Here is a 22011-nt window from a genome sequence, read left to right as displayed (position 1 = left end):
AGTTAATTGGAGGTTAGTTAATAAAGATAAGTTTAAGAAAATTAACACTGCTGTAGCATTAGCTATCGAGAATGCGTAACTATTGAAAAACAAATGCAATGAAACACCTTATCACCTTATTAATCGGAATAGTTATTATTCAAAATTTGGGCTGCAAAAAAGAAAACACCTCAGCTGCAAGCGAATCTTTAAACGGCAAATGGAAGATAGCCCGTAGGTTTATAAGTACTGGTGGCCCTGGCCAATGGGTTGAAGCCAATTCTAATGACTATATCATTTTCAATAGCAACGGGAAAGTAAGCGGAACGGTATATCCTCAATTTACGCGATATGTGTTGAAAGACAGCGTAACTATGACGCTAAAAAATGCTGATAATTCACAATATGAAAATTACAAGTATAAAATAAAAGACAGTTTGCTAAACATGAGCCCTGCTGGTCCGATAATGTGTACAGAAGGCTGCACTGATCAATTTGTTAAATTGAGTAAATAAAAATCAGCTTTTCATCTTTTTAAGCAGCGCCTCTACTACTTTTGGGAAATGATTATGCTCTAACTGCTGGCCTTTAAATTTTACTATTTCAAGCGTATCTCCCGGTTCTATCTTAAATTTTGACTGGTGGATGATCTCGCCTTCGTCAAAGTTTTCGTTTACAAAGTGGATGGTTATGCCGCTTTCTTCTTCTTTATCTTCCAGTACTTTGCGGTGCACATTATCGCCGTACATGCCTTTGCCTCCGTATTTAGGTAACAGGGCAGGGTGCAGGTTGATGATCTTATTAGGGAATGCTTTTAATAGTGATTGTGGTACAAGCCATAAAAAGCCGGCCAGTACAATCAGGTCGACCTGTAAGTTTTTTAACAGGCGGATAACACCCTCGGTTTCATAAAATTCGTGGCGGCCAAAAATGTGTGATGGCACTTCAAAGTTATCGGCACGTTGTAAAACGTAAGCTTGCGGGTTATTGGTGAGTATCAGCACAACTTCGGCATCGGCATTGCGTTTAAAATGCTCCATTAATTTTTGAGCGTTTGAGCCGGAACCTGAAGCGAAAATGGCAATTCGTTTTTTCATCGATAATATGTTTTTCAACGGAGATGAAGCTATAATAGTTTCATCGGGCTGATTGTTTACTTGGTATTGAAACTATTATAATAAAACCATTTTACAATTTAAAACTATTTTATGTTACTGGGTTGCAGCCGCCTTTTGCCTTACAAACCCGTAACGCATAATGTGTCGTTTTTTTGTTGCCGAATAATTGGGCTCAACATCCCCCGTTTCTAATACCATCGAATATGTGCCTAAGGTAACTATTTTAGTGTTTGAAAACGGCTTTGAAGTGCCGCCCGATGCTTTGGTGGTATCCTTACAAACTATATCCGAAATTAAAAATAACTTATTGTCCGTAAGTGACCAGCGGCCTTTTGCCGTATCCGCGTTACATTGAAAGTTAGTATAACTGCAGGAGTTGTCTGCGTTGAAAGTAAAAAGCTGGATATCAGGGCAAGTTTTGTTTAGGGTATCTAATGACACCTGGGCGTCACCAACATAATTGGTAACAGTTATCGAGGCCAGTTGCCAGTTGCCTGCCAATAATCCGGGTATGTGGCTTAAGTTATCTTTCTTGCATGCATCAACGATCAGCGCAAGGCTTATTACAAACAGGAAAAATAACAGCGGAGTTCTTTTCATTTAATATAAAGGCAAAATTATAAAATATGGTTGATTACCTTGCATCAGTACACTGTAATAAACGTTATAAATTAAATTTATTTCAAACTCTATGCGCGTTCCATTTGAAAAACTTAAAGCAGAATTTAAAAGGGTGTTATCAGAACTTTCTTTTACTGAAGGGAAAGCTGAAATTATAGCTACTGTTTTTGCCGAAAATAGCAGAGATGGAGTTTATACCCATGGCTTAAACCGCTTCCCTGTTTTTGTTAAATATGTTAAAGATGGTCTTATAAATATTAGCGCCGATCCTGTTAAGTTAGCTGCCTTCGGGGCCATTGAACGGTGGGATGGTAACCTGGGGCCAGGAATATTAAATGCCCGCTTTGCCATGAACAGGGCAATGGAGCTCGCAGTTGAGAACGGCATTGGTTGTGTGGCAATAAAAAACACCAATCACTGGATGCGCGGGGGCACATATGGCTGGCAGGCGGCAGAGGCCGGTTTTATCAGTATTTCTTTTACCAATACCATTGCTAACCTGCCACCCTGGGGAGGTGTTAGTCCACGGCTTGGTAACAATCCTTTGGTTATTGCTGTGCCCCGTAAAAATGGGCCTGTTGTTTTGGATATGGCCATATCCCAATATGCTGTGGGTAAATTAAAGCAATATGAGGCAAATAATAACGAGCCACTTCCGCTGCCGGGTGGTTATGACGATGAGGGAAAGCTTAGTACTGATGCCGCTGCTATATTAAAATCGCAGCGATTGCTGCCTGTTGGATTTTGGAAAGGATCAGGGTTATCGTTGGTGCTGGATATATTGGCAACCATATTAAGCGGAGGAAGCTCAACCGCAGAGATCACCAAAAGTGAACATGAAACAGGCATATCGCAGGTGTTTATTTCTATCAGGCCAGATAGTACTCAGCAAACAGAAAGCCTGATCGATGAAATTATTGAGTATACCAAAACCAGCTTGCCTGAATATGAAGGCGCTTCAATTTCTTATCCCGGAGAAGGTACTTTAAGAACAAGAGAGAAGAATTTAAAGGAGGGTGTCCCGGTTGATGAGCGGATTTGGAATGAGGTGGTTAATATGTGATAAAGCAAGAAGACCACACAAATCATCCCACCATCATCCCCTCAAATTTTTCCCAAAAACCATCATGCGGTACAGGAGCAATAATGGCTACAGGCTCATTTTTGACCGGGTGTACAAAAGTAAGTTTACGGGCATGCAAGCAAATGCTTTTGCGCAGGCTGCCGCGAGGGTAACCGTATTTGTTATCGCCTACAATAGGGCAGCCCAGAGTTGAAAGCTGCACTCTGATTTGGTGCGGGCGGCCTGTTATTGGGTCAACCTCAATTAAATAATAGCCGTTTAGCTCACCAACCAATTTATAGCTTAACTCTGAGCGTAAGCTGCCCTGCACTTCACGGTCGTGAGCTTTAGTTACGTTTTTTTGTGAGTTTTTTACCAGCCAATGTACCAGAGTGCCTTCTTCGGGAAATGGTTTTTTGCGCACTACTGCATAATAGGTTTTATGCATTTCGCGGGCTTTAAACATCTTGTTAATCCTGTCAAGCGCTTTGCTGGTTTTAGCAAAGAGGATCACGCCGCTTACCGGCCTGTCCAAACGGTGCACTACACCTAAAAATGCACCATTAGGCTTGCTGTATTTTTGGGCTATGTATTTTTTAACCTTTTCATCAAGCGGCTCATCACCGGTTTCATCAACCTGCACAATATCGCCCGCGCGTTTGTTTATACCAATAAGGTGATTGTCCTCATAAAGAACATCATTATCGGTAATATCTTTACTGCTATAATTAAATTCAGGACGAGGCATTTTTTATTTCGGATTGCGGATGTTCGATCTCGGATTTAATTTTTGATTTGCAAATCCTGCATCTTTATTTTTCGATTGTAGATGTGCCAATTCCGATTTATTCATTATCTGAAATTTGCACATCTATAATCTGCATATTAATACTGTTCCTTCTCGTTAGGGAAGCTATTGCTTTTTACGTCGCTGTTGTAATTTTTGATAGCGTCGTGCATGATATCATACATGTTGGAGTACTGACGTAAAAAACGTGGCTTAAAGCCTTTGTTAATTCCCAGCATGTCATGAATTACCAATACCTGGCCATCACAATGCTGGCCGGCACCAATGCCAATAGTCGGGATCTGGAGGCTTTCAGACACTTCCTGTGCCAGTTTAGCCGGGATCTTTTCCAGTACTATGCCAAAGCAGCCAAGCTCTTGCAGCTTAAGGGCGTCCTCGCGCAGTTTTTGCGCTTCTGCTTCATGTTTGGCGCGCACGGTGTATGTTCCGAATTTATATATCGATTGCGGCGTAAGGCCAAGGTGTCCCATTACCGGGATCCCGGCTGTTAAGATCCTGCTCACCGATTCGGCTATTTCAACGCCGCCTTCAATTTTAACGGCATGCGCACCGGCTTCCTTCATGATGCGGATAGCTGAGTTTAATGCTTCCTTTGAATTGCCCTGGTATGATCCAAAAGGCAGATCGACAACCACCAATGCGCGCTTTGCCGCACGTACTACCGATGATGCATGGTAGATCATCTGATCGAGCGTGATAGGCAGCGTAGTTTCGTGGCCGGCCATTACATTGGAGGCCGAATCGCCAACGAGGATGATATCCGTCCCGGCGTCGTCGACTATGGTAGCCATTGAAAAATCATATGCGGTAAGCATAGAGATCTTTTCGCCACGAACCTTCATCTCCTGGATGGTATTGGTGGTGATTCGCTTTATTTCTTTATTTACAGACATTGATAAATGTTTTATCGCAGTGCAAAGGTACTTTTTGATTTCGGATTAATTGAATTTCGGATTTCGGAATTTCGATTTCGGATTTTTCTATTTTTGATTTGCTTAAGAATTACTCTTTAATTAAATCCGAAATCCCACATCCCGCATCCGAAATCAAAAAATAAACTCGAAATCAAAATAATTCCGAAATCTCACATCCGAAATCCGAAATTATTTTCTACTTTTGCGCCGTGAATCCGGAAGTTCCTTACTTCATTATTTCTATCAGTTTTCACGGGGCTTTGAACCAGGCGATCCGATCATTTAACCCTTTCAATTTTTTTAAGCGATGAACTATTTAACCAAATTACCGGCTATATTGCTGCTTGCCGACGGCACCGTTTTTTACGGAAAAGCTGCGGGCAAAATGGGTACTACCACCGGCGAGATTTGTTTTAATACCGGTATGACCGGCTACCAGGAAATTTTTACCGACCCTTCATACTTTGGGCAAATTATGGTAACCACCAATGCGCACATTGGTAACTACGGTATTGCTAACGAGGAAGTTGAATCGGGCAGGATCCAGATTGCGGGCTTGGTTTGTAAAAACTATAACATCGCCTACAGCCGTAAACAGGCTGATGAATCAATACAGGATTATTTCCAGGAACAAAACATTGTAGGTATCTCTGATATCGATACCCGCCAGCTTGTTCGCCACATCCGCGATAAAGGCGCTATGAACGCTATTATCTCTTCAGAAATATTGGATCTGGACGAGCTGAAAGCTAAACTTGAACTGGTGCCTTCAATGGATGGTCTTGAGCTTTCATCTCAGGTATCAACCACCGAAACCTATACTTTTGGCAGCGAGGATGCTCCTTACCGTGTAGCGGTGCTTGACCTTGGTGTAAAGAAAAACATCCTGCGTAATTTTGATTCGCGCGAGGTTTATGCCAAAGTATTCCCGGCAAAAACTACTTATGCCGAAATGGAAAAGGATTTTGCACCTACTGGTTATTTCATCTCAAATGGCCCCGGCGATCCATCGGCTATGCCTTATGCAGTTGAAACAGTAAAAGAAATTTTAGCTGCTGATAAACCAATGTTCGGGATTTGTTTAGGTCACCAGTTGTTGGCTTTGGCTAACGACATCCCAACCCAAAAAATGTTTAACGGTCACCGCGGTTTAAACCATCCGGTAAAAAATATCATTATTAACCATTGCGAGGTTACTTCACAAAACCACGGTTTTGGTGTAGTACCTGATGCTGTCCGTGCTTCAGAAAAAGTGGAAATTACCCACGTTAACCTGAACGACCAGTCGATAGAAGGAATCCGAGTGAAAGGTAAAAAAGCATTCTCAGTACAATATCACCCGGAATCATCACCTGGGCCGCATGATTCAAGATATTTGTTTGATGACTTTATCAAGCTGATGAAATAATATTCAATTACAGATGTGCAGATTTTAAATGTGCAGATGTTCGAAGGCCTTTCAATTTAGTTTGGAAGGCTTTTTTATTTGTATATTGTCATAACATTAAACCGAAATCACAAGCCCAATGAAGCTATCCCTCATGTTTTTAATGATTGGCATCCTGGTATTTGGGTGTTCCCAGGTACAAAATTGCCAGGATGATATTAACAAACTGCCAATGTACGGCAACCTGAAAAAGTGCAGGGAGCAAATAGAAGTTGATGAGCAATTTTTAAAATACTTTGACGATGGGCACGAAAGCCGAAATGTAGCTGCTGGCCAATTGGTTAAGCGTGGTTGGGAGTATTTTTATCGTGGCCAATTGGATACTTCAATGATGCGCTTTAATCAGGCGTGGTTACTTGATAGTTTGAATTCTGATGTTTATTGGGGCTTTGCTAATATATTGGGGAGCCGGAAGGATTTTAAAGCTTCTCTTTATTTCTTTAATAGGTCGTTAAAACTTAATTCAGGTAATGCTAAGGTTTGGTATGATCAATCTATAAGTTATGGTAATTTGTTTATTTCATCCAACAATAAGCTTTATTTAGACTCGTCTATATACGTGTTAAAAAAGTCAATTAGTTTGGATCCTCATAATGCTCAAGCTTATTCGCAGCTTACAGCTGCATATTGTTATTTCATACAAAAAGATAGTGCAAAAAAGTATTTAAAGGTAACCGATCAAATTGACCCAACTGCTGTTAATGAAGCGACAAGAAAAATGCTTACTGGCGGTAACAACCATTAACTTATAGGTTATAAATAAAAGCGGTAATCTTATGTGGAATCAAATACTATCGGCTTAAATTAACCTTAAAAGGCTTTTTTATTTTTCAGGATTCCTTTATAACTTAGTTGTATACCTGCCTGAATTATGAAGAAATCAATTAACCTGCTTTTAACAGCGGAAGAGAAAGCTATTCTCCGTGCTCAAAAAGCAAAAATAGCCGATCTTGTAAGTTTCGCTCCGGATGAAATAGCAATGATATTAAATGCAGATTCTGAACGTGCCAGGGAGATCAATGCGCTTATTGAATTTCAAAGTATTCCGTCATTAGGCATCAATTTTGCAACTGAGCTGATACAGCAGGGGTATTATTCGTTAGAACAATTAAAAGGTAGAGATCCTGTTGAACTGTTTAATGCATTTGAACGGCATGTGGGTGCCTGGGCTGATCCTTGTGTGGAAGATTCATACCGGTTGCTTACCTATTATATAAAACATGGTGATACAGGGAAAAGCTGGTGGCATTTTACTGCTGAGCGAAAAGCTTACCGGGCACAATACGGTTTTCCGGCAAATAGACCTGCTAAGGCTTGGTACGAGTTGCCGCAATATCGCAAGGGGAAAGAGTTTGTTGGGAATAAATGATCAAAAAAAATGTCATTTCGACGAGCCAAGGGCGGGTTTGTGTATCGGAGGTGAGGAGAAATCTTCTACGCCCTGCTTTTACAGGTAAATTGTAAACCTGATGTAGAAGATTTCTCTTTCGCTCCAGGTCTCGGCCAGCCCCAACTCAATCGAAATGACAATTTCTTATTAATATGTGGGTATATAATAGTGCCCCGAAGGAGGGAATTCGAAAACATCAACCCACAAAAAAACGCGAATGATTTACTCATTCGCGTTTTTGGTATAAAAACTCAGGCGGATATCCTGGATTAGTTTAAGTATGATTGCAATAGGTTTGATTTTGAATTGTGACGTAAACGCATCAAAGCCTTGTCTTTCAACTGGCGAACACGCTCGCGGGTTAAATCAAATTTTTCACCTATTTCCTCTAAAGAATGAGGTGCATGGCCACCAAGACCAAAAAATAACATCAGTACTTCACGGTCGCGCTCGGCTAAAATGCCTAATGAACGTTTAATTTCCTGTGATAATGAATCAGCCATTACTTCTGTATCAGTTGCAGCATCAGAGCTGGCCAATACATCAAGCAAGGTATTTTCTTCACCCTGAATAAAAGGTGCGTCCATTGAAATCTGGCGACCTGCATTATTCATTGAATCGGCAATTTTATCAACCGAAATTTCCAGGTTGTCTGCAAGTTCTTCGGGTGTTGGTTGTCTTTCAAATTCCTGCTCCAGTTTTGAAGCTGCTTTGTGAATTTTGCTCAATGAACCAATCTGGTTCAAAGGTAAACGCACAATACGCGATTGCTCGGCAATGGCCGACAGGATTGACTGACGGATCCACCATACGGCATATGAAATAAATTTAAAGCCTTTAGTTTCGTCAAAGCGTTTAGCCGCTTTAATTAAACCAAGGTTTCCTTCGTTTATTAAGTCGCCCAGGGTTAAGCCCTGGTTTTGGTACTGCTTAGCAACCGATACCACAAAGCGAAGGTTTGTTTTTGTCAAACGTTCTAACGCTACCTGGTCGCCCTCACGAATCTTTTGCGCCAGGATCACTTCCTCTTCAGCAGTGATCAAATCTACCTTGCCGATATCGTGCAGGTATTTTTCGAGCGATGCTGATTCACGGTTAGTGATTGATTGGGATATTTTAAGTTGTCTCATTTTTTAATACAGATTATTAAGCTAAAAACGGTTCAATAAGATACATGTGCCGGGTTAAACAACCGGAAATAAAACAGACTACATTAAACTTTGCTTCCTTCTTTTTGTGAACCCGGGATAGTATTATATATTTAAAACGAGGGTTTGCTACTGATATTATTGCTGTAAGGAGCGAGCGGTTTAAAAGTTTTAAAATAATGTGCTAACCAATAAATGTTTAATCAACATATTACTCTACATTGAACAGCACAAAGGTAAGCATTTATTTGCTATTGTAGTGTCATTTAAACACCATGAAACAACGGTTAAAGTAACGATAATATGAAGTTAAGCTAATCTTGTTTAGGTTCGGGCGTTTGTTGGGTGTCATCTGTCTTCTGGTCATCATCATCTGTCTTTGTTTTTTTATGGTTTTTATTCCATTTTATCTTTATTTTTCCATCGTCGCCGTCGGTTGCCAATATGTGTAATACGATACCGCGCATCCGCTTCTTATTACGTTCGCTATCGTCGGCTATTTTACTGTCATTTTTAGGGTTGCGTAATGGTACATCGAGAGCAATATTAGTTCCGCGAGACAAAGAATAGACCCCCTCAACATCCATGTTCAGCACGCTGGAGTTAATTTGCATCGGAGCTATTTTGATCTTATCGCCATTGATATCAAACTGGGCTTTCAAGTCGCCAAAGGTTATGTTGTCCAGATCGCGGAACGGGAAAGCAAATTTGCCCACACTTTTTATCGGCGAAAAATTAACCAATGCACCCTCTCTCAGGTTAACCATTGCCGTGCCGTTTATGGACTTAGGCACCAGGTTCCCCGCATTATTGATGCCCCCTTTAATATCTGCCCTGGCCGAAAGGAAGCCGCGCAGGTTATCACTTGTAAAATCCTTCAGTCCGAAGTTATTAAACGATGCGAAAAAAGTATTAGTATTTACATTTTCAATAGTGGTGCTTATTGCAAAGTTATTGGTTGGCCCTTGCAATACCAGTCCGGCCATTTTTAATGAGCCACCTGCACTTTTCAGGTTTACGTTACGTACTTTCATAGCGTTATCGGCAAGCAAAATATCGGCTGTAACATCAGTAGCTAAAAACTTTTTGTAGTATAGCTTTGCTACGCGAAGGTGCAGCTCGGCCTGGCCTTTATCAAAAGCGGTGTTTAGCTGGCTGGTCATCTTTTTGCTTGCTGTCCGGCTCATACCCTTGCTATTACTGCTACTTTGTTCTGATCCCCCCCGGCTATTCAGAAAACTTAAAAACTCGCCCAGGCGAATTTCCGGACTGGTTATCTGCCAAACTATCAGGATCTTTTCAGGCGCGGTGTAGTATGAGTTTAGGAAATTGCTCACTTTTCCTTGCATGTTCACCACACTGCTGCCGTTTTGCAGGCGTATGTTGTTGATGTAAAGATCTTTTTCGGTAAATTTTAAAGCAATGGAGTTGTTCTTGAAGACAAGGCCACGGGGCAGGTAACTTACGTCAGCATTTTTAATATCTACATTCCCGGTAACATAGGGTTTGGCGAATTTGAAGTTCACAATATCAGCCTTGTAGGCCAATTTAAGGTCGGCAATGCCTTTGGTAAATCTAAGGCTTTCCTCACCAATTACTGAATTGAGTTTGGTGACCGGAAAGCGTGAGCGGAAGATTCCTGTAGCCACCGGCGTAGTCAGGTTGTTGATAAACGCGGTATCAATAGTGAAAGGAATATCCTTATAGCTGCCGTTAAAATGATAAAGCTTTATTACTGAGTTTTCATCATTTAAACCTTTGCCGTTAACATAGTTATTGCTGAAAATCCCTCTAAAACTGCAGTTTTCAATAGTACCGCCCTGCGTTTTCAATACATTGTCCTTTACTTTAGCCGTAACATAAATAGAGGGATCCCCGCCGCCGCCAAAGCTCCCTTTCAGGTCGCAGGTAACATCGATAGGCTTTGTAAGGTCAAACATTTTGAGGCTTTTGGTAATGTTGGCAGCTAAGAGGTTAGCGGCGCTGGTCCACAAAATATCATTAACCTTAAGGTTGATGGTAAAAGGGGTTTCGGGCTTTTTAAGTTCAAATTTAGCGGCAACGTTAAAAGTGTCATCGCCGATATTCAAATCATTAGGTGCTACATTGATAACCTGCGAATCATAATTATAGCTGATATCGAAATGCCCTTTTAAAAGCCTGTTTTTCATGAAGCTTCCTTTTTTTGTATTAAAGGAAAAGCTGTTTGCCATAGCATTGAGGTCGATATCCGCATTCCATGCCTTATTGGGGTAATCAAGGCGGCCTTCGATATCATTTACCGCAAATTTGAACAGTTTGTAGGCGCGACGGTCGTCGACTACAAAATTTACCTTGTTTAATGAAAACCTCTTGATCTGTGTTGATGAGCTTGTTTGTTTCTCTTTCGGGTCTTTTTCAACTTTAGGCTTCGCTTTAAATATCGATGTATTGCTATAGCCCGTGCTATCGGTAAACAGGTCGATATCGGCATTGCTGATATCTATTTTATTGATCACTACTTCGCCCTTAATTAAGGCAGAAGCATTTACCGATACTTCAAGATCTTTAGCGGTAAGTAATGTATGATGATGTTCGGCCCAGCGGTTATCTTTCAATACCACATCTTTCAACTCAACAGATACGCCCGGGAAGCCTTTAAATAAAGTAGGATCAATAGTGCCGATAGTTAGCGTGCCGTTCAGGTTTTTATTAAGTTCAGAGGTGATCATAGCAAGCACCTTCTGTTTATTATAATTCACATAAACGGTAAGGGCAATAAACAAAATTATAATTAAACCTAAGAGCGCACCGGCGATCTTTAAGGTTATCTTTAACCATCCTGGCATTTCAACTAATTTATTGTTAAAGCGTTATGGTTATATAATTGTTTGTATTGTAACATATAATTAACACACGGTATAGGAATAGGTAAAATAAATCTGCAATAAGATACAATATTTTAATTGTATAATCGGCTACATCAGTATCATGGAAACAACTAATAAAATAAAAGCAATAATTACCGGCGCTACCGGCATGGTAGGCGAAGGTGTACTGCACCAATGTTTATTGAGCGATAAGGTTGAGGCGGTATTGGTAATTAACCGTAAGCCCTGCGGTATAACACATCCTAAGCTTAAGGAAATCATTCATGCCGATTTTTTTAACCTTACGCCAATTCAGGATCAGTTGCAAGGTTATGATGCCTGCTTTTTTTGTTTAGGGATTTCCTCTGTAGGCATGAGCGAAGAAGCTTATTACAAAGTAACTTACCTGCTTACCATGCATGTGGCCGAGATATTGAGCCGTATCAATCCTGATATGACCTTTTGCTATGTATCCGGCTCGGGTACCGACAGTACAGAGAACGGTCGCAGCATGTGGGCCCGTGTAAAAGGAAAAACCGAAAACGATCTCATGAAATTGCCCTTTAAGCAAGTATTTAACTTCAGGCCGGGATTTATGAAAAGTTTTAAAGGCGCGAAAAATACGTTGTCGTTTTACAAATATATCAGCTGGATGTATCCTATAGGCCGCCTTATTTACCCTAAAGGTTTTATCACCCTGGAGGAAGTTGGTAAGGCAATGATCAATACTGTAAACAGGGGTACCGGCCGCTGGATCCTGGATGGAAAGGATATTGTGGTCATGGCTAACGAATAGTTGGTTATGATATACGGATAACAGCCTCGTGTAAATCCGATATATCGTGAATGTTGGTGAGGCTTGTGTTTTGTAATTATTTGATTATTAGTTGATTTTGATTTTGGAATGAGCTTTGAAATAATGCTGTCAACAGTATTTATTTATGAAACTTAAACTCCAGCAAAAAATGAACACAAAATTTATGAAAGCCCGCACAAATACCTATTTAGTGGCGGCGGTTATTTTATTAGGCAGTTTGTTTGCCTTTGCTCCCAATGCGAACGCCCAAGGGACACCCGTAAAGAACATTGTTTTGGTACATGGCGCTTTTGCCGATGGCTCAGGCTTTAAGGCTGTGTATGAAATCCTTACAAAAAAGGGTTATAACGTTACTGTAGTTCAAAATCCACTAACCTCACTTAAAGATGATGTTGATGCTGCTAACCGGATCCTTGACAAGCAGGATGGCCCAACAGTTTTGGTTGGCCACTCTTATGGTGGTACAGTAATTACCGAAGCCGGGAATAACTCAAAAGTAGTAGCGTTGGTTTATATCGCTGCTTTTGCACCCGATAAAGGTGAAAACACCATAAAATGGGTGCAATCGGCTCCTCCTGCACCTGAAAATGGAATTTTGCCTCCCGATGATAAAGGTTTTGTTTACTATGATAAAGCCAAATTTCATGGTGGTTTTGCCGGTGATTTAAGCAAGACCGAAGCCGACTTTATGTTTGCCTCACAGGGGCCGACTTCTGTTCAGTGTTTTATAACCCCTGTTGCCGAAGCTGCATGGAAAACTAAACCAAGCTATGGCATAGTTGCCACCGAGGATAAAAGTATTGTACCTGATGTTGAACGTACTATGTACAAACGTGCCAATGCTAAAATAACAGAAATTAAAGGCAGCCACGTGATTTTCATTTCCCAACCCGAGGCTGTTGCCAAAGTTATTATTGAAGCGGCGAACAGCGTTAAATAAAAATATAGTTTTTGTTAAAGTTTTAAGCGGAAACGGCGATTGGCCATTCCGCTTTTTTTGTTGGATAATTGTTAGTTTTACCCCTGACAATCATCAAATGGAAGCCATAACCGTACCCGAAGCAGTTAAAGATAAACCGCAAATTAAGGCGGGCGAGATCTCTTTTGTATACTATCGGGAGCGGGGCGACCTGTTCAAAAACCAGGTGGTTTTTAACCAATGTGCTATTAGTTTTGTACTCAACGGACAAAAGGAACTTTACCGTCATGCCGATTGTACCATCATCAGGCCCGGCCAGGGTTTGCTTATTCCCGAAGGTAACACCCTGATTGCTGAGCATGTGGTAAAGGGTACGTCAAGAGATGAGCTATACAGTAGCTTTATCATCTTTTTTCCACAGGTGCTGATAGCCGATTTCTTTTCCAAACATGCCATCAACTCAAAAAATACATTGGCAGATACACCGCCTTATGTACTGTTTTCAAACACAGCATATCTTAACGAATATCTACGGGGAGTTAGGGCTTTGGTTGATTCGGGGCAACAACTTTCATATGCGGTAGCACTTCATAAACTGGAAGAATTGCTGCTCATTATTTATGAACTATACCCGGCACAGTTGATTACTCTTTTTGGCGATAGGCAAGATACCACAGGTTTATCACTGCAAAAACTGATTGAAAACAATCTGTTCAATAACCTTACGCTTGATGAGCTGGCATTTTTGGCCAATCGCAGCCTGTCGTCATTTAAGCGTGATTTTGAAAAGGCGTACGGCCTATCCCCGCAAAAATATATCCGCGACAGGAAACTGGAATCGGCTTGTGCTGAACTGAAGAAAGGCCGGAAAGCGAGTGAACTTTATGACACTTACGGCTATGAAAACCTGTCGAATTTTAATACCGCTTTTAAAAAGAGGTTTGGCGTAACCCCCGCGGCTTATGGCCAGCAGATTGCAGTTTGAGCCGCCTGCACTACTAATTGAACCGTTTGCAATAACAGTATAAATACCCGCAAAGCCACCTTTGTGATGTAATTAAATACTGTTTATGATGAAAATGATCTTCTCCTTATTTGTTAGCCTTTTGATAGCGAAGGCTGCATGTTCCCAAACGTTTACTTTAAAAAGCACCGATCTTGGCGGACAGTTTAGCAATGAATTTGTTGCCGGTAATTTTGGTTGCAGTGGCGGTAATAAATCGCCGCAACTAAGCTGGATCAACGCACCCGAGGGTACCCAAAGCTTTGCGGTTACTATATATGATGCTGATGCGCCAACAGGTAGTGGTTTTTGGCATTGGGTTATTGTGGATATCCCGACAAATATCAATGAACTAAAACAAGGTGCCGGCGACGTAAAAAGCGGCATAGCCCCTCAAGGGAGCCTGCAAAGCATTAACGATGTAGGCGTTTCCGGATACCAGGGCCCATGCCCGGGTGTTGGCGAGGGCGACCATCGTTATCTTATTACCGTTTATGCTTTAAAAACAGCTAAGCTGGGTACAACGCAAGCTTCAACAGCAGCTTTAACTGGTTTTATGCTGGGTAAACAATTATTGGCTAAAGCTTCGTTGATGGTTTATATGAAGAGGTGAACGGCCAAGGGTTAAATAATTCCCTCCCAGGGGCTACTGTGTGTACACATCTTTTTAATTAAAAGAAAATGTCATTTCGATTGAGCAGGGGCGGGCCAAGTGGTGGAGCGAAAGAGAAATCTTATACGCCTTGTAGAGCCGTATGCAAGGTACCGAGCGTGATGTATAAGATTTTTCACTATCGCTCAAGAGATAGTTTCTCCTCACCGCGCCCGCACATCCCCAAATTGGTTCGTCGAAATGACATTCGGTTTTATTTATTGACAAGATGTGTACACACAGTAGCCAGGGGAGGGAATCGCACAATCCCTTGCTTTCATTATTTTAACGCTCGTTTCTACCTGATCGCAACATGCAATTTAAGCACCCTGTTTTTCTCTGCCGAAAAACTTACCCCGTTGTCATCACTTATCGATGCCACATTATTTGGATCCGTTAGTAAATCGCTGTAAGCAAAACCATAACAGCCCTTTGTTGTAGCCGATTTGATGACAACGGCATACCGCTTTCCAGCGGTTACAGGCATGTTTGGGTTTACAAAAGCGTTCCTGGCCGACCATGAAATAGAATTGACAGACAAAGTAACAGAAGCCAAAGCGCTACCCGTTGGAAGCCCGGCATTGTCAAGCTCAAACACTTCAATAGAAAGACCTGCATCAGGATAACCGGTTTGAAAAGTGGTGAAATGGATCCTGGTTAAAGTGCCGCTTTTTGCAGCGGTAAAAGTTTGCGAGCGCTGAATATTTTTACCGATATCGCAGCCGGTTGTAAAATCTTCGGCCGGTTTATTAGGAGCGGAGTTTTTGGTGAAACTTGCTGTTTGCTCGCATTGCATCGGGTTGATGGAACCATCGGCGGCAAAGGTTAACGGTGCCCAGTAAAAATTGGCAAGTGCTTCATTTTTTGCAGCGTTATTCCACAAATCACTGCCAAATAGGAAAATAGTTTCTGAATTTAACTTAATTGTTGATACAAATGACGGCTGTCCGCCGCAGGAGTTATCGCTGATCTTTATCCCATCCGACCATGGCCCCAGTGGCGACGGTGCTGTGCGATAGGATGCACCTGTGCCTGAACAATAACCACAATTAGGGTCGGAATAAATGAGGTAATATTTGCCTTTACGTTTGAACAGGGCAGGGGCTTCGGTATTACCATTGGTAACTGATTTTATGTATTGTCCGGTACCGGTTAAATAGTCGGCGCTTAATTTTTCAATTACGATGCTGCCTTTGGTGCGCCAGTCGGTATAGGCTAAATAGGCAGTGCCGTCATCATCAACAAAGGTATCATGGTCGCCGTTGTTCAGGCCCGCTACCGGCATCTCGCTGTTCACAGCCAAGGTTGGTTCTTTAACTTCAGCGAAAGGGCCAACCGGGGTTTTGCTTGTAAATACGCGGTAGCCCACCCGGTTGTCATAAACGTTGATCCAAAGTACGTAGCGTTTTGTTTTTTTATTGTAGATAACATGCGGGCGAAAGCAGCCATAAGTTTTACCATCGCAGCGGGTTTGCCAAACGGGTGTTTTAGCATCAAACATAAAACCCCTGTCGGTCCAGTGCTGCAAATCGGTTGATGAATAGGTTTTAAAGCCACAAAAAGGGGCCGATTTGTTGCCCCATTCAAAACCGCAATCATAACTGGTGCCGTACAAGTAATATACACCGTTAAACAAAGCTATCCCGCCGTCATGTGCATCAACCGCGTTGCCCAGATTGTCAAATTTGGTTACCTGTTTGCCGTTTTTATCGAAATTTTTGATGCTTTGTGCCGATGCAAACCGGGCAGTGAAAATAAGAGCTAACAGACTAAGCAGGATAAGTTTTTTCATTAGTGTTGTTTATTGCAGAACCTGTAGGCGCTGATTTTTCAGCATAAAACAGGTAATATCATCGAACCAAATCTATCAATGAATCCGAAAGCAACGATTACACTTTTTGATATTCGGTTTATCATTTATGATAGTAGGTTTGAATCATCGCCCTGGGCCCGCTTTCGGTAATCGGTAGGGGCAATGCCGGTTTTTTCTTTAAACAGTTTGGAAAAATAGAAATACGATTCAAACCTCAGGTCGTAAGCAATTTCTTTAATGGGAATAGACGGATCATTCAACAATTCTTTTGCCCGTTCAATTTTTAGCTGGATAAAATACTGGCCCGGCGATAATCCCGTATGGTTTTTAAAAGCCTTCCTGAACCACGAATAGCCCACACCCAACTGGGATGCAGCCTGTTCGGGCGAAAAATCGGCAGTTATGTTTGAACGGAACAGCAACCGCGCTTCATTGATTAATACTTCCCTGCCATCACTTACCGAGTTTTGTTTACTTACTGCATGAAAGCTCCCTAACAGGTGTAACACTGCTCCCGATATCATGGGTTGGTAACCGGTATCCTCCTGTCTTGTTTTTTCAATAATGTTGTTGAATAAACTAAAAATACTTTCATTAAAACCGATGCTAAGGCAAGGTGTTTCGGGCTTGAAAAAGCTTTTGTTAATCAGGTTATCCATTACCTCGCCTTTAAAGCCAATCCAGTATTCGTCCCAGCCGGTTTTTTCGTCGGGTTTATAACGGTGCCGTTCTCCGGGAAAGAGGACAATCACACTGCCTGCCTTTACTTCAATCCGTTTACAACTGTCCGATTCAAAAATGCCTTTCCCCCGGGTGATATAAATTACCTGGTACTCGTTCAGCACCCTGCCCGTGTTCCAGTTAAAATAATGATGCGCAGGATGTGCTTTACCCGGATATGAGTCGGAGGCCTCAATATGTGTACAGCCGGTATTTAAAACGCACAGTCCCCAGTTTTCATCTTCCTTACTTACGGGCAGGTACTTGTAGTAATTGATCATGTGGCAATGTTATCCGGCATCAATAAGTACATCTTAAATATCAAAATGTGTATTGCTACCAGGGGTTTATATGGCAATATTTGATTGTTGGTAGTTGAAATCTAAATTAATACATCTTTAACTTTTTCTAACAACAATTAAATATACATCGCCAATAAATAAACTACATACAATGAATACCTCCGGCAATCAAATAACCTCAAACCTTAAAATAGGGCTTTTCGGTATAGGCCTTAACACTTATTGGGATCAGTTTGAAGGGCTTGAACAACGGCTTTCGGGTTATGTTGATGAAGTGGCGGATAGACTTGCTGTTTTTGGTGCTGATGTTGTTAATCTTGGTTTGATTGATACACCACAAAAAGCACTTGAAGCCGGCAGCCGTTTTCGGCGGGAAGATGTCGATCTGGTTTTTCTGTATGTTACTACCTATGCGCTGTCGTCAACCGTTTTGCCCGTTGTTAAAAGGGCCAAGGTACCGGTGGTGATCCTGAACCTTACTCCGGGCGCAACAATTGATTATGCTTCATTTAACCAAATGAAAAACCGTACTGCCATGACCGGCGAATGGTTGGCCTATTGTGCTGCCTGTCCCGTGCCCGAAATAGCCAATGTTTTCAAGCGTGCGGCTATTCCTTTTTATCAAATAACAGGCATGCTGCATAACGACCCGCATGTTTGGCAACAAGTGGAAGACTGGATAGCTGCGGCTAAAGTGGCTCATATTATGTATCATAATATATTGGGTGTTATGGGCAATTACTATGGCGGCATGCTTGATATTTACTCAGATCTTACTTTACAATGCGCCACATTTGGCGGGCATATCGAGATTATGGAAGTGGATGAGCTGTCTGGTTTACGTAGCACCGTTCAACCGGTTGAGGTACAGAATAAGATAAATGAGTTTCATGAACGTTTTGACATCCAACCCGATTGCCCGGATGCAGAATTGGAACGTGCAGCAATAACCGCTGTAGCTTTAGATCAACTGGTGGCAAAATATAACCTTGGTTCCATGGCTTATTACCATAAAGGCACCGGCAATGCAGTTAACGAGGATACCATGAGCTCGGTGATTTTAGGTAATTCGCTGCTCACTGCCGCGGGCATCCCTGTGGCTGGCGAGTACGAGATCAAAAATGCCCAGGCCATGAAAATAATGGATAGCTTCGGTGCGGGAGGTTCTTTTACCGAATACTATGCCATGGATTTTAACGATGATGTTGTGCTGATGGGGCATGATGGCCCATGCCATCCTGCCATAGCGCAAGGTAAGATAAAAGTAAAACCATTGCAGGTTTATCATGGAAAGGTTGGCAACGGACTTTCGGTGGAAATGTCGGTAAGCCATGGCCCTGTTACCATGCTTTCGGTTGTGGAAACTGCGGGAGGCAAGATCATCTTCCTGGTAGCCGAAGCTGAATCGGTACCCGGGCCGATATTGGAGATAGGTAATACCAATAGCCGTTATAAATTCACGATAGGGGCAAGGGCTTTTGTTGAAACCTGGAATTCACACGGTCCTGCGCATCATTGTGCGGTGGGCAAGGGCCATATCGCTTCAAAAATTAAAAAATTAGGCGATTTGTTGGGGGTGGAGACGGTGAAGGTTTGTTGAAATTGATTTCTTAATCCCGTCATTGCGAGGTACGAAGCAATTGCGAACTATACAGGATAATTTGCATGGCTGCTCGGTAATTTGGGGATTGCTTCGTACCTCGCAATGACGCGGAGATTTGGGAGGGGTTTTAAAATCCCATCTTCTATAAAATGATCTATATTACCTTTGTAAATTAAACGTTTTACCATCCCAAAACGGCGAATCCGCTTTAAAATGATATTTTTATATTGTTAAAACAACACTAATTATTACCTCCGGGTTTAATCTATTTCTCAATCTTTTTCGGGGTTGTTTTGCTTTTGTAGTGACTTTTTTACAGGGTTGTTGGTTTGTTAAGCCAATAATGGATTTTATCTGAATAAAATTTTAAATTAAATTTTTCTTTGTCGAAAATTAAGTGTTATTTCGACAATAATTATAAATCTTTATATGAGCAATAACCAATTAGTGATCGGGGTTGATTACGGTTCCGATTCCGTGCGCTCCGTGATAGTAAACGCCGCTAACGGAGAAGAAATAGCATCATCAGTATTTAATTATCCCCGCTGGCGCGATGGCAAGTATTGCGTACCTGCCGAAAATCAGTTCCGCCAGCATCCGCAGGATTATATCGACGGACTTAAAGCAACCATTAAAGATTGTATAGCACAGGCCGGAGGCGAGGCCATCGCAAAAAATATAAAAGGCATTTCTGTTGATACCACCGGCTCAACCCCTGTTGCGGTTGATACTACCGGTACACCACTTGCCCTAACTCCTGGTTTTGAAAGCAATCCCAATGCCATGTTTGTATTGTGGAAAGATCACACCTCAGTTAAAGAAGCAGCGCAGATCAACGAGCATGCTACAAAATTTGATACCAATTATTTAAAATATGTTGGCGGTATCTACTCATCTGAGTGGTTTTGGGCCAAGTTACTACATGTGCTAAGGGTTGATAAAAGCGTACGTGATGCTGCTGCCTCGTGGGTGGAGCATTGCGACTGGATCCCCTTCCTGTTAACCGGCGGTAATGATGTTAAGGCCATTAAACGCGGCCGCTGCTCTGCAGGGCATAAAGCCCTTTGGGCCGAAGAATTTAATGGCTTGCCTCCTGAAGAATTTTTTGTTTCTCTTGATCCGCTGTTGGCCGGTTTTAGGGATAAGCTATATGAAGACACATATACTGCCGATGAAGCAGCCGGAAACCTCAGCGCAGAATGGGCGGAGATATTGGGACTTTCAACCGATGTGGTTATAGGTACCGGCGCTTTTGACGCGCACATGGGTGCTGTTGGCGGCCAGATTGAGCCTTACCACCTGAGTAAGGTAATGGGCACTTCAACCTGCGATATTTTAGTAGCGCCATCATCAGAGATGGAAGGCAAACTGGTACGTGGGATCTGCGGACAGGTTAACGGCTCTGTTATCCCGGGCATGGCAGGTTTAGAAGCTGGTCAATCGGCTTTTGGCGATACTTATGCCTGGTTTAAAAATATCCTGGCCTGGCCGTTAAATAACCTGCTTTCACAATCGCAGGTAATTGATGCGGCTACTGCCGAAGCTTTGAAGGAAGAAATTTCTGAAATGATCATCCCTGAATTGAGCAGGCAGGCAGCTTTATTGCCGATAGAAGAAAGCAATGAGCTGGCTATCGACTGGTTTAACGGTCGCCGTACGCCCGATGCCAACCAGGAATTAAAAGGCGCTATCACCGGTTTAGGTTTAGGCAGCGATGCACCAAGGGTGTTCCGCGCATTGGCCGAGGCTACCTGCTTTGGTGCCAAAAGCATTGTTGACCGCTTTATCAGCGAAGGCATCCCGGTTAAAGGGATCATTGGTATTGGCGGTGTAGCTAAAAAATCACCATTTGTAATGCAAATGATGGCTGATATTTTGGGTATGCCTATCCGTATCCACCAGTTTAAACATACTTGCGCTTTAGGTGCAGCTATGTTTGCTGCAGTGGTTGCAGGCATCTATCCAACTGTTGAAGAAGCTATGGCCGCTATGGGCCGCGGTTTTGACGTGGTATACGAGCCAAACATCGCGCTGAAAGAAGTATATCAGCAACGTTATAACCAATACAGCGTACTGGGCAAATTTGTTGCTGCCGAAGTTGCTTTGAAAAATAATCCTGAACTGCAAAACGCATAATAAAGTAATGAGCAAGTATGATCATATAAGGCGTAGTGCCTATAATGCCAACATGCAGCTGCCCAAACTGGGCCTGGTGTTGTTCACCTTTGGTAACGTAAGCGCTGCCGACAGGGAATTGGGCGTGTTCGCCATTAAACCAAGCGGTGTACCTTATGAAGACCTATCGCCCGAAAAAATGGTGATTGTTGATTTTGACGGCAATACTGTTGAAGGTGACCTGCGCCCCTCAAGCGATACCAAAACCCACGCCGTGCTTTACAAACATTGGGACGGTATAAACGGTATTGTGCATACGCACTCCACCTACGGAACAGCCTGGGCGCAGTCGCAACGGGATATTCCCATCTTCGGCACCACCCATGCTGATCATTTAACGGTTGATATACCGTGTGCCCCTCCCATGAGTGATGAAATGATCAAGGGGAATTACGAGTATCAAACCGGTTTCCAGATCATGGAATGTTTTGAAGAAAAAGGCCTGGATTATAAAGAGGTGGAAATGGTATTGGTTGGTAACCATGCGCCGTTCACCTGGGGTAAAACTGCCGAAAAAGCGGTTTACAACAGCGCCGTGTTGGAAGCTGTTGCCCAAATGGCTTACCTCACCGAACAAATTGATAAAAGCGCCCCACGCTTAAAAGATGCGCTGATCAAAAAACATTACGAGCGCAAACACGGACCTGATTCATATTACGGACAATAAACC

General features: G+C 42.3%; 20 protein-coding genes. 12 read left to right on the top strand and 8 right to left on the bottom strand.

The window, feature by feature from the left end; genetic code table 11:
• Positions 1–98 precede the first annotated feature (98 nt).
• Positions 99–494 (top strand): lipocalin family protein, encoded by a 396-nt coding sequence (locus tag AC1DUD_RS14110; RefSeq protein WP_477375347.1) that lies wholly within the window; start codon positions 99–101, stop codon positions 492–494.
• A gap of 3 nt (positions 495–497) precedes the next feature.
• Here the strand turns inward: AC1DUD_RS14110 and purN are convergent, their stop codons facing one another.
• Positions 498–1076 (bottom strand): phosphoribosylglycinamide formyltransferase, encoded by a 579-nt coding sequence (gene purN / locus AC1DUD_RS14105; RefSeq protein WP_477375345.1) that lies wholly within the window; start codon positions 1074–1076, stop codon positions 498–500.
• Between the two features lie 114 nt (positions 1077–1190).
• Complete coding sequence (locus AC1DUD_RS14100) at positions 1191–1697, bottom strand: lipocalin family protein (RefSeq protein ID WP_477375343.1); 507 nt, start codon at positions 1695–1697, stop codon at positions 1191–1193.
• A gap of 91 nt (positions 1698–1788) precedes the next feature.
• On the opposite strand from AC1DUD_RS14100, the gene yiaK reads away from it, so the two are divergent.
• Positions 1789–2781 carry a 3-dehydro-L-gulonate 2-dehydrogenase gene (gene yiaK, locus AC1DUD_RS14095; RefSeq protein ID WP_477375341.1) on the top strand — a complete coding sequence of 331 codons (993 nt, stop codon included), beginning with the start codon at positions 1789–1791 and terminating at the stop codon, positions 2779–2781.
• 22 nt (positions 2782–2803) lie between these two features.
• Here the strand turns inward: yiaK and AC1DUD_RS14090 are convergent, their stop codons facing one another.
• Positions 2804–3529: an RluA family pseudouridine synthase gene (locus AC1DUD_RS14090; RefSeq protein WP_477375339.1), complete on the bottom strand. Its 726-nt coding sequence runs from the start codon at positions 3527–3529 to the stop codon at positions 2804–2806.
• 137 nt (positions 3530–3666) lie between these two features.
• Positions 3667–4482: a 3-methyl-2-oxobutanoate hydroxymethyltransferase gene (gene panB, locus AC1DUD_RS14085; RefSeq protein WP_121233601.1), complete on the bottom strand. Its 816-nt coding sequence runs from the start codon at positions 4480–4482 to the stop codon at positions 3667–3669.
• A 328-nt stretch (positions 4483–4810) separates the two neighbouring features.
• On the opposite strand from panB, the gene carA reads away from it, so the two are divergent.
• The 3 genes from carA (at position 4811) to AC1DUD_RS14070 (ending at position 7319) form a co-directional block, all read left to right on the top strand.
• Entirely contained in the window at positions 4811–5911 is a 1101-nt protein-coding gene (gene carA, locus AC1DUD_RS14080) for a glutamine-hydrolyzing carbamoyl-phosphate synthase small subunit (protein ID WP_477375337.1), read from the top strand.
• Positions 5912–6122: 211 nt separating this feature from the next.
• Positions 6123–6695: a tetratricopeptide repeat protein gene (locus AC1DUD_RS14075; protein WP_477375335.1), complete on the top strand. Its 573-nt coding sequence runs from the start codon at positions 6123–6125 to the stop codon at positions 6693–6695.
• Positions 6696–6821: 126 nt separating this feature from the next.
• Positions 6822–7319, top strand: coding sequence for a helix-hairpin-helix domain-containing protein (locus AC1DUD_RS14070; protein ID WP_477375333.1), 498 nt, complete (start codon positions 6822–6824; stop codon positions 7317–7319).
• A 290-nt stretch (positions 7320–7609) separates the two neighbouring features.
• Here AC1DUD_RS14070 and AC1DUD_RS14065 read toward each other — a convergent pair whose 3' ends face one another.
• Both AC1DUD_RS14065 and AC1DUD_RS14060 read right to left on the bottom strand, forming a co-directional pair.
• The gene (locus AC1DUD_RS14065; RefSeq protein ID WP_090528912.1) at positions 7610–8470 is read right to left on the bottom strand and encodes a sigma-70 family RNA polymerase sigma factor; all 861 of its coding nucleotides are present in this window, start codon (positions 8468–8470) and stop codon (positions 7610–7612) included.
• Positions 8471–8802: 332 nt separating this feature from the next.
• Positions 8803–11316 carry an AsmA family protein gene (locus AC1DUD_RS14060; protein WP_477375331.1) on the bottom strand — a complete coding sequence of 838 codons (2514 nt, stop codon included), beginning with the start codon at positions 11314–11316 and terminating at the stop codon, positions 8803–8805.
• Between the two features lie 142 nt (positions 11317–11458).
• Here AC1DUD_RS14060 and AC1DUD_RS14055 point away from each other — a divergent pair, with 142 nt between their 5' ends.
• From AC1DUD_RS14055 to AC1DUD_RS14040, 4 genes are all read left to right on the top strand, one after another.
• Positions 11459–12133: an NAD-dependent epimerase/dehydratase family protein gene (locus AC1DUD_RS14055; RefSeq protein ID WP_477375329.1), complete on the top strand. Its 675-nt coding sequence runs from the start codon at positions 11459–11461 to the stop codon at positions 12131–12133.
• A gap of 169 nt (positions 12134–12302) precedes the next feature.
• Positions 12303–13094, top strand: coding sequence for an alpha/beta hydrolase (locus AC1DUD_RS14050; RefSeq protein WP_477375327.1), 792 nt, complete (start codon positions 12303–12305; stop codon positions 13092–13094).
• Positions 13095–13191: 97 nt separating this feature from the next.
• Entirely contained in the window at positions 13192–14058 is an 867-nt protein-coding gene (locus AC1DUD_RS14045; RefSeq protein ID WP_477375325.1) for a helix-turn-helix domain-containing protein, read from the top strand.
• A gap of 85 nt (positions 14059–14143) precedes the next feature.
• Entirely contained in the window at positions 14144–14689 is a 546-nt protein-coding gene (locus AC1DUD_RS14040; protein ID WP_477375323.1) for a YbhB/YbcL family Raf kinase inhibitor-like protein, read from the top strand.
• 337 nt (positions 14690–15026) lie between these two features.
• Here AC1DUD_RS14040 and AC1DUD_RS14035 read toward each other — a convergent pair whose 3' ends face one another.
• Positions 15027–16520 carry a family 43 glycosylhydrolase gene (locus AC1DUD_RS14035; protein WP_477375321.1) on the bottom strand — a complete coding sequence of 498 codons (1494 nt, stop codon included), beginning with the start codon at positions 16518–16520 and terminating at the stop codon, positions 15027–15029.
• 125 nt (positions 16521–16645) lie between these two features.
• Positions 16646–17542 carry an AraC family transcriptional regulator gene (locus AC1DUD_RS14030; protein ID WP_477375319.1) on the bottom strand — a complete coding sequence of 299 codons (897 nt, stop codon included), beginning with the start codon at positions 17540–17542 and terminating at the stop codon, positions 16646–16648.
• Positions 17543–17714: 172 nt separating this feature from the next.
• Here AC1DUD_RS14030 and AC1DUD_RS14025 point away from each other — a divergent pair, with 172 nt between their 5' ends.
• The 3 genes from AC1DUD_RS14025 to AC1DUD_RS14015 all read left to right on the top strand — a co-directional run bounded on the left by AC1DUD_RS14025 (position 17715) and on the right by AC1DUD_RS14015 (position 22008).
• On the top strand, positions 17715–19163 hold the full coding sequence (locus AC1DUD_RS14025) for an arabinose isomerase (protein WP_477375317.1): 1449 nt from the start codon (positions 17715–17717) through the stop codon (positions 19161–19163).
• A gap of 432 nt (positions 19164–19595) precedes the next feature.
• Positions 19596–21302 (top strand): ribulokinase, encoded by a 1707-nt coding sequence (locus AC1DUD_RS14020; RefSeq protein ID WP_477375315.1) that lies wholly within the window; start codon positions 19596–19598, stop codon positions 21300–21302.
• A gap of 7 nt (positions 21303–21309) precedes the next feature.
• Positions 21310–22008, top strand: a complete 699-nt coding sequence (locus AC1DUD_RS14015; RefSeq protein WP_477375313.1) for an L-ribulose-5-phosphate 4-epimerase — start codon at positions 21310–21312, stop codon at positions 22006–22008.
• Positions 22009–22011 lie beyond the last annotated feature (3 nt).

The sequence above is a fragment of the Mucilaginibacter sp. P4_A11 genome (assembly GCF_056402535.1).
The sequence above is the reverse complement of the archived record's forward strand: the minus strand, read 5'-3'. Positions and strand labels throughout refer to the sequence as shown.

Coding starts and splice junctions, on each gene's coding strand:
- AC1DUD_RS14045 (WP_477375325.1), top strand. CDS start 13,192: ATGGAAGCCATAACCGTACCCGAAGCAGTTAAAGATAAACCGCAAATT.
- purN (WP_477375345.1), bottom strand. CDS start 1,076: ATGAAAAAACGAATTGCCATTTTCGCTTCAGGTTCCGGCTCAAACGCT.
- yiaK (WP_477375341.1), top strand. CDS start 1,789: ATGCGCGTTCCATTTGAAAAACTTAAAGCAGAATTTAAAAGGGTGTTA.
- AC1DUD_RS14055 (WP_477375329.1), top strand. CDS start 11,459: ATGGAAACAACTAATAAAATAAAAGCAATAATTACCGGCGCTACCGGC.
- panB (WP_121233601.1), bottom strand. CDS start 4,482: ATGTCTGTAAATAAAGAAATAAAGCGAATCACCACCAATACCATCCAG.
- AC1DUD_RS14025 (WP_477375317.1), top strand. CDS start 17,715: ATGAATACCTCCGGCAATCAAATAACCTCAAACCTTAAAATAGGGCTT.
- AC1DUD_RS14070 (WP_477375333.1), top strand. CDS start 6,822: ATGAAGAAATCAATTAACCTGCTTTTAACAGCGGAAGAGAAAGCTATT.
- AC1DUD_RS14040 (WP_477375323.1), top strand. CDS start 14,144: ATGATGAAAATGATCTTCTCCTTATTTGTTAGCCTTTTGATAGCGAAG.
- AC1DUD_RS14090 (WP_477375339.1), bottom strand. CDS start 3,529: ATGCCTCGTCCTGAATTTAATTATAGCAGTAAAGATATTACCGATAAT.
- AC1DUD_RS14100 (WP_477375343.1), bottom strand. CDS start 1,697: ATGAAAAGAACTCCGCTGTTATTTTTCCTGTTTGTAATAAGCCTTGCG.
- AC1DUD_RS14015 (WP_477375313.1), top strand. CDS start 21,310: ATGAGCAAGTATGATCATATAAGGCGTAGTGCCTATAATGCCAACATG.
- AC1DUD_RS14050 (WP_477375327.1), top strand. CDS start 12,303: ATGAACACAAAATTTATGAAAGCCCGCACAAATACCTATTTAGTGGCG.
- AC1DUD_RS14075 (WP_477375335.1), top strand. CDS start 6,123: ATGTACGGCAACCTGAAAAAGTGCAGGGAGCAAATAGAAGTTGATGAG.
- AC1DUD_RS14035 (WP_477375321.1), bottom strand. CDS start 16,520: ATGAAAAAACTTATCCTGCTTAGTCTGTTAGCTCTTATTTTCACTGCC.
- AC1DUD_RS14065 (WP_090528912.1), bottom strand. CDS start 8,470: ATGAGACAACTTAAAATATCCCAATCAATCACTAACCGTGAATCAGCA.
- AC1DUD_RS14020 (WP_477375315.1), top strand. CDS start 19,596: ATGAGCAATAACCAATTAGTGATCGGGGTTGATTACGGTTCCGATTCC.
- AC1DUD_RS14030 (WP_477375319.1), bottom strand. CDS start 17,542: ATGATCAATTACTACAAGTACCTGCCCGTAAGTAAGGAAGATGAAAAC.
- carA (WP_477375337.1), top strand. CDS start 4,811: ATGAACTATTTAACCAAATTACCGGCTATATTGCTGCTTGCCGACGGC.
- AC1DUD_RS14060 (WP_477375331.1), bottom strand. CDS start 11,316: ATGCCAGGATGGTTAAAGATAACCTTAAAGATCGCCGGTGCGCTCTTA.
- AC1DUD_RS14110 (WP_477375347.1), top strand. CDS start 99: ATGAAACACCTTATCACCTTATTAATCGGAATAGTTATTATTCAAAAT.